Genomic DNA, 5,632 nt, shown 5'->3' with positions numbered 1-5,632 from the left:
CGGCGGCGGTGGTGGCCGTGGTGGCGGCATGCCCGCACAGGTCGTCGGCCAGGGCCGTGGCGTCGTCAAGTTCTTCAACGCCTCGAAGGGTTTCGGCTTCATCCAGCGCGATGAAGGCGGGGACGATGTCTTCGTGCACATCAGCGCGGTTGAGCGTGCGGGCCTTGAAGGTCTCGCCGAAGGCCAGCAGCTTGAGTTCCAGCTCGTCGATCGTGGCGGCAAGGTCTCGGCCAGCGATCTCTCGGTCGTGGGCGATGTGATCCCGGTCCAGAAGCGCGATGCCGCGCCCCAGCGTCAGCTGACGGGCGAAAAGGCCACGGGCACGGTCAAGTTCTTCAATTCGATGAAGGGCTTCGGCTTCATTACCCGCGACGATGGTCAGCAGGACGCCTTCGTGCACATCAGCGCGGTGGAACGTTCCGGCATGACCGGCCTCAATGAGGGCGACCGTCTGGAATTCGACATCGAGGTCGATCGACGAGGCAAGTACTCGGCGGTCAACCTGACGCCGCTCCAGGGTTGATCCCGGCCGGCAGGTCCCCGGTTATTTGACCGGGGGTCTGCAAAAGCCTAGAAGCGCGCAAATGGCGGTCCGGCAAGGGCCGCCATTTGTCGTTTGCGTTTGATTTTTCCCCCTTTCTTCAAACTTCACTCGAGGAATTTTTCGAAATGTCGATCACTCCGTTGATGCCTGTGTATCCCCGCTGCGGTGTTCGGCCCGTTCGCGGCGAACATTGCCATCTCATCAGCGAGGATGGTCGCCGATTCCTCGATTTCGCGAGCGGGATTGCGGTCAACGCACTGGGCCATTCGCACGAAGGTCTGATTTCGGCCATCCAGAAGCAGGCCGAGACGCTGATGCACGTCTCCAACCTCTATGGCAGTCCGCAGGGTGAGGCCATCGCGCAGCGCCTGGTCGACCTGACCTTTGCCGACACCGTGTTCTTCACGAATTCCGGCGCCGAGGCGGTCGAGTGCGCGATCAAGACCGCGCGCGTCTACCACCAGTCGGCGGGCAACGACGAGAAGTTCGAGCTGATCACCTTCAACAATGCGTTCCATGGGCGCACGATGGCGACGATCAGCGCTTCGAGCCAGGAGAAGATGCACAAGGGTTTCCTGCCCCTGCTGCCCGGCTTCAAGTACGTCGACTTCAACGACCTCGAAGCGGCCGCGGCCGCGATCGGGCCGAACACCGCAGGCTTCCTGGTCGAACCGATCCAGGGCGAGGGCGGCATCCGCGTCGCGGACGAGGCATTTCTCAAGGGCCTGCGTGAACTGTGCGACAAGCATGACCTCATGCTGATTCTCGACGAAGTCCAGAGCGGCGTTGGCCGGGCTGGCACCTTCTACGCCTACGAGCAGTACGGCATCGAGCCGGACATCCTCGCCACGGCCAAGGGCATCGGTGGCGGCTTCCCCGTCGGCGCGTGTCTTGCCACCGAGAAGGCGGCGCGGGGCATGACCTTCGGCACGCACGGGTCGACCTATGGCGGCAACCCGTTCGCGATGGCGGCGATCGGCGCCGTGCTCGACGTGGTGGGGGAGGAAAGCTTCCTTGCGGACGTGCGCGCGAAGGGGGAACGCCTCAAGGCGCGCCTCGAGCAGTTCATCGGCAATTACCCGGAGCTTTTCGAAGGCGTACGTGGCAAGGGCCTGTTCCTTGGCCTCAAGATGAAGGTCGAGCCGCGGCCTTTCGTCGCCCACATGCGCGACAACCACCAGGTCCTCGCTGTTTCTGCTGGCGATCAGGTAATGCGCGTCATTCCCCCGCTGGTGATCGACGACAGCCACATCGACGAGTTCCTCGAGAAGCTCTCGGCCGCTGCGGCCAGCTACACGCCCGAGGATGCGGCCTGATGTCGCGCGACTTCCTGAGCCTCAGCGATGCGGGCGGCGATACCATTGCCGCGATGATCAACGATGCGATCGAGCGCAAGGCGGCACGTGCCGGTTGGCCCAAGGGCAAGGCGGATAGCGATGCGCCGCTTGCTGGCCACACGCTGGCCATGATCTTCGAGAAGAATTCCACGCGTACGCGCGTGTCGTTCGACATGGCCATGCGCCAGCTGGGCGGCAGCACGATCATCATGGAAGCGGGTAGCACCCAGATCGGGCGTGGCGAGACCATCGCGGACACCGCGCGGGTCCTCAGCCGCATGGTCGATGCCATCATGATCCGCACTGACGATCACGCCAAGATCGAGGAGCTGGCGCACTACGCGGACGTTCCCGTGATCAATGGCCTGACCGACCTTTCGCACCCCTGCCAGATCGTCGCTGACCTTCTCACCATCGTTGAGCATGGCTTTGCGCTTCCTGGCTTGCAGATGGCCTGGCTGGGCGATGGTAACAACGTCTCACATTCGATGATCGAGGCGGCCGGGCTGATGAAGTTCACGCTGCGCCTGGCTGTGCCTGAGGGCTACGAGCCCGACGCGGGCTTCGTCGAACGGGCCCGTGCGGCGGGCGGCGAGATCGTCATCACGCACGATCCGCTCGAAGCGGCGCGCGGCGCGCAGGTCGTCGTGACCGACACGTGGGTCTCGATGGGGCAGGAGGGCGGTGAAGCGCACATCAAGGCGCTTGAGCCCTATCAGGTCAACGAGAGCCTCATGGCGCACGCGGCGGAGGGGGCGATGTTCCTGCATTGCCTTCCCGCGCACCGTAACGAGGAAGTCACGGACGCGGTTATTGACGGTCCGGCCTCGGCAGTCTGGGATGAGGCAGAAAACCGCCTCTACGGGCAGAAGTCGGTCCTGCTGTGGAGCCTTGGCAAGCTGTGAGCGAAGATCCGACCTTGCCGCGCGAAGACACCGGTTTCGACCGGGTCCTTGCCTTTTCGCTGCCCAATCGGCACGCGCGTGGACGTGTCGTGCGCCTTGGTCCGGTGCTCGAAACCGTGCTTTCGGCGCACGCCTATCCCCCTGTGGTCAAGCATCTTCTGGCTGAAGCGCTGGTCATGACCTCGCTCATGGGCTCGCTGCTCAAGGAAGAGGGCGCGCAGCTCACGATCCAGGCCCAGGCCGAAGGCGGTTTGGTCGACATGATGGTCTGCGACTACCGTGACGGCGAAGTGCGTGGCTATGTGCATTTCGATGCCGAGAAGTTCGCTGACATGCAGGACGAGGAGCTTCAGCTCGATCTCCCGGCGCTGTTCGGTACCGGGTATCTTGCGATCACCTTCGATCTGGCGGCGACCAAGAAGCGCTACCAGGGCGTGGTGCCGCTGGAAGGGGCGTCGCTGGCGGATGCGTGCGAGGCGTATTTCGCCCAGTCCGAGCAGGTGCCCACGCTCCTGCGCATCTCGGTGCGCTCGAACGGGGAGCGCTGCATGGCCGGCGGGCTTCTCATGCAGTTCCTGCCCGATGGAGAGGAAGGGCAGGCGCGTCTGCACGCCCAGGAAGATCACCCTGACTGGGAGCATGTTTCGGTCATGGCAGGCAGTGTGCAGCGCGATGAGCTGCTCGATCCCGTCCTGACACTGGAAGAGCTTCTCTGGCGCCTCTTCCATGAGGAGGATGAAGTCCGGGTCGAACCATTGGTGCTGCTCCAGCGCGGTTGCCGCTGCACGGTCGAGCACTACAAGACGATACTTTCGCGGTTTCCGGAAGATCAACTGGCCGACATGCGGGAAGAGGATGGCACCATTCCGGTCGACTGTGCGTTCTGTTCCAAAGTCTTGAATATCCCGGTTTAGGGGATTGCCGGGTCGCCAACGGCAAGAGAGCGAGGATGATGAAGAAGTTTGCCAGGACGTTCCTTTTCGCCGGGCTGTGCGGGCTTGGCCTGATGGCCGGGCCGGCGCTTGGCGAGAGTGGTGAGACACTGGCGATGCTCGACCGTCTCGATCCTGGCAACTGGATGCTTCGTATGCGCGGTTCTGGCGGGGGCGAGGAGCGCATGTGCATCGGTTCTGGTCGCGATCTGGTGCAGCTTCGCCACCGCGATCTGGAGTGTGAGCAGGTCGTCGTGGTCGACCGGCCCAGCGAGGTGACAGTCCAGTATACATGTCCAGGCAATGGCTATGGGCGGACTACGGTCCGGCGCGAGACGGACGGCCTTATCCAGATCGACAGCCAGGGGACCCGAAACGGTTTGCCCTTCGCCTTCGCCGCCGAAGGGCGGCGCCTCGGGACGTGTCCGCGCTGAGCTGACCGTTCGGGGGCGATGTTCTTGCGCGCTGGTTCGTTCGGGCCTAGCGCAAGAGGCATGACGACTACAGGACAGGATTCGGTCAAGGATGCCGTTGTGCTCCTTTCGGGCGGGCTCGATTCGATGGTTTCGGCGGCGCTTGCGCGGGAGCAGGGCTACCGCCTCAACGCGCTCACGATCGACTACAACCAGCGGCATCAGTGCGAGATCGATGCGGCGAGTACCATTGCGCGGCACCTCGGCGCCGTGCGCCACGTGGTGCTGCCGCTCGACTTGCGCCGTTTTGGAGGGTCTGCGCTCACGGACGACATCGCAGTGCCTAAGGAAGGGGTAGGCGAGGACATCCCGGTGACCTATGTGCCTGCGCGTAACCTGGTGTTCCTGTCGCTGACACTGGCCTGGGCGGAGGCGATCGGAGCCAGTGACATCTTCATCGGTGTGAATGCGCTCGACTATTCGGGATATCCGGATTGCCGGCCGGAGTTCATTTCCGCATTCGAGAATATCGCCGACCTGGCGACAAAGGCCGGGGCGGAAGGGCAGCCGTTCCGTATCCGCGCACCGCTTCAGTTTCTGGGCAAGGCAGACATCGCGCGTGAATGTATTCGGCTCGGGCTGGATCCGGCGATGAGTTGGTCCTGCTACGATCCGCAGCCCGATGGGCGTGCGTGTGGGGAGTGTGACAGCTGCCGCTTGCGTAAGGGCGGCTTCGAGCAGGCGGGGCTGACGGACGGGACAGAGTACGCGGCCTGACCGGGGGAGTTGGCCTGAGGCTTGCCCAGTCGTGTGTGGGGGCCAGCGGCAACTCGGAAAACGCCCATCCAAAGGAGGAGGCGAGGGCCCTGGCCCTCCTGATTTCCAGCTGCGTTTTCCTGCTGGCTGGCAAGCGGGGCACTGCCGACCTTTCCATTTCTCAAAGAGCCGCTGGTCACCATCAGGTGTGATCGGCGGCTTTTTTATGCCTGACTGAGGCCTCTCGGCAGGTCCCGTGAAGGTGGGAGCAAATAGGCCTTGCCCATAAGAAAAGGGGGCCGGATTTCTCCAGCCCCCTGATCTTTGTACCGTTGCCGGTCAGCTTACATGCCCGAACCCGGACCGTAAGTGATCTCGACGCGGCGGTTCTGCAGTTCGCGGACGCCGTCGGCGGTGGGAACGCGCTGGTTCTCTTCGCCGAAGCCTTCGCTCGAGATCGCCGTGCCCGGGATGCCGTGCGAGGTCAGGTAAGCCTGAACCGAGTCGTTACGACGCTCGGAAAGACCCATGTTGTAGGTCTTGGCACCCGACGAGTCGGTGTAGCCAGCGAGCATGATCGGAACGTTGTCGCAGTTGCCGTAAGCCGTGATCGCGCTGTCGAGGACCGTTGCGGCCTCGGGCGTGATGTCCGAGCTGTCCCAATCGAAGAACACGATGTACGGGCCCTTGTTGCAGACAACCTGCGGCGGCGGCGGCGGCGGCGGCGGCGGCGGCGGGGGAGGCG

Annotated in this window: 7 protein-coding genes; 6 read left to right on the top strand and 1 reads right to left on the bottom strand. The window is 63.7% G+C overall.

The genetic code is table 11. The features are described from left to right. The 6 genes from MTR65_RS20270 to queC form a co-directional block, all read left to right on the top strand. Nucleotides 1-523 (top strand): cold-shock protein (locus MTR65_RS20270; RefSeq protein WP_327194353.1); only part of this gene is annotated, 523 nt, incomplete at its 5' end. A 146-nt stretch (nt 524-669) separates the two neighbouring features. After that, a complete protein-coding gene (locus tag MTR65_RS20040) occupies nt 670-1,860 on the top strand; it encodes an aspartate aminotransferase family protein (RefSeq protein WP_226632321.1) in 1,191 nt (396 codons plus the stop codon). Beyond that, a complete protein-coding gene (gene argF / locus MTR65_RS20035) occupies nt 1,860-2,786 on the top strand; it encodes an ornithine carbamoyltransferase (protein WP_243803376.1) in 927 nt (308 codons plus the stop codon). Before MTR65_RS20040 ends, argF begins: the two co-directional genes overlap by 1 nt. Then, nucleotides 2,783-3,700, top strand: coding sequence for an Hsp33 family molecular chaperone HslO (gene hslO / locus MTR65_RS20030; protein ID WP_084591944.1), 918 nt, complete (start codon nt 2,783-2,785; stop codon nt 3,698-3,700). The genes argF and hslO overlap by 4 nt, the downstream gene beginning before the upstream one ends. 35 nt (nt 3,701-3,735) lie before the next feature. Next, the gene (locus tag MTR65_RS20025) at nt 3,736-4,152 is read left to right on the top strand and encodes a hypothetical protein (protein WP_243803374.1); all 417 of its coding nucleotides are present in this window, start codon (nt 3,736-3,738) and stop codon (nt 4,150-4,152) included. Between the two features lie 60 nt (nt 4,153-4,212). Then, nucleotides 4,213-4,908: a 7-cyano-7-deazaguanine synthase QueC gene (gene queC, locus MTR65_RS20020; RefSeq protein ID WP_243803371.1), complete on the top strand. Its 696-nt coding sequence runs from the start codon at nt 4,213-4,215 to the stop codon at nt 4,906-4,908. Nucleotides 4,909-5,231: 323 nt separating this feature from the next. Here the strand turns inward: queC and MTR65_RS20015 are convergent. Beyond that, nucleotides 5,232-5,632: OmpA family protein (locus tag MTR65_RS20015; protein WP_243803369.1), on the bottom strand; the 401-nt coding region annotated here is incomplete at its 5' end.

The sequence above is a fragment of the Novosphingobium mangrovi genome, assembly GCF_022818885.1.
In the GTDB taxonomy this organism is placed as follows: Bacteria; Pseudomonadota; Alphaproteobacteria; order Sphingomonadales; family Sphingomonadaceae; genus Novosphingobium; species Novosphingobium mangrovi.
Note: the sequence above shows the minus strand (reverse complement) of the source record. Positions and strands in the feature narration are given on the sequence as shown.

What these genes read in the sequence shown, in the direction of transcription:
- queC (WP_243803371.1), top strand. Translation starts at nt 4,213, where the DNA reads ATGACGACTACAGGACAGGATTCGGTCAAGGATGCCGTTGTGCTCCTT.
- MTR65_RS20025 (WP_243803374.1), top strand. Translation starts at nt 3,736, where the DNA reads ATGATGAAGAAGTTTGCCAGGACGTTCCTTTTCGCCGGGCTGTGCGGG.
- MTR65_RS20040 (WP_226632321.1), top strand. Translation starts at nt 670, where the DNA reads ATGTCGATCACTCCGTTGATGCCTGTGTATCCCCGCTGCGGTGTTCGG.
- argF (WP_243803376.1), top strand. Translation starts at nt 1,860, where the DNA reads ATGTCGCGCGACTTCCTGAGCCTCAGCGATGCGGGCGGCGATACCATT.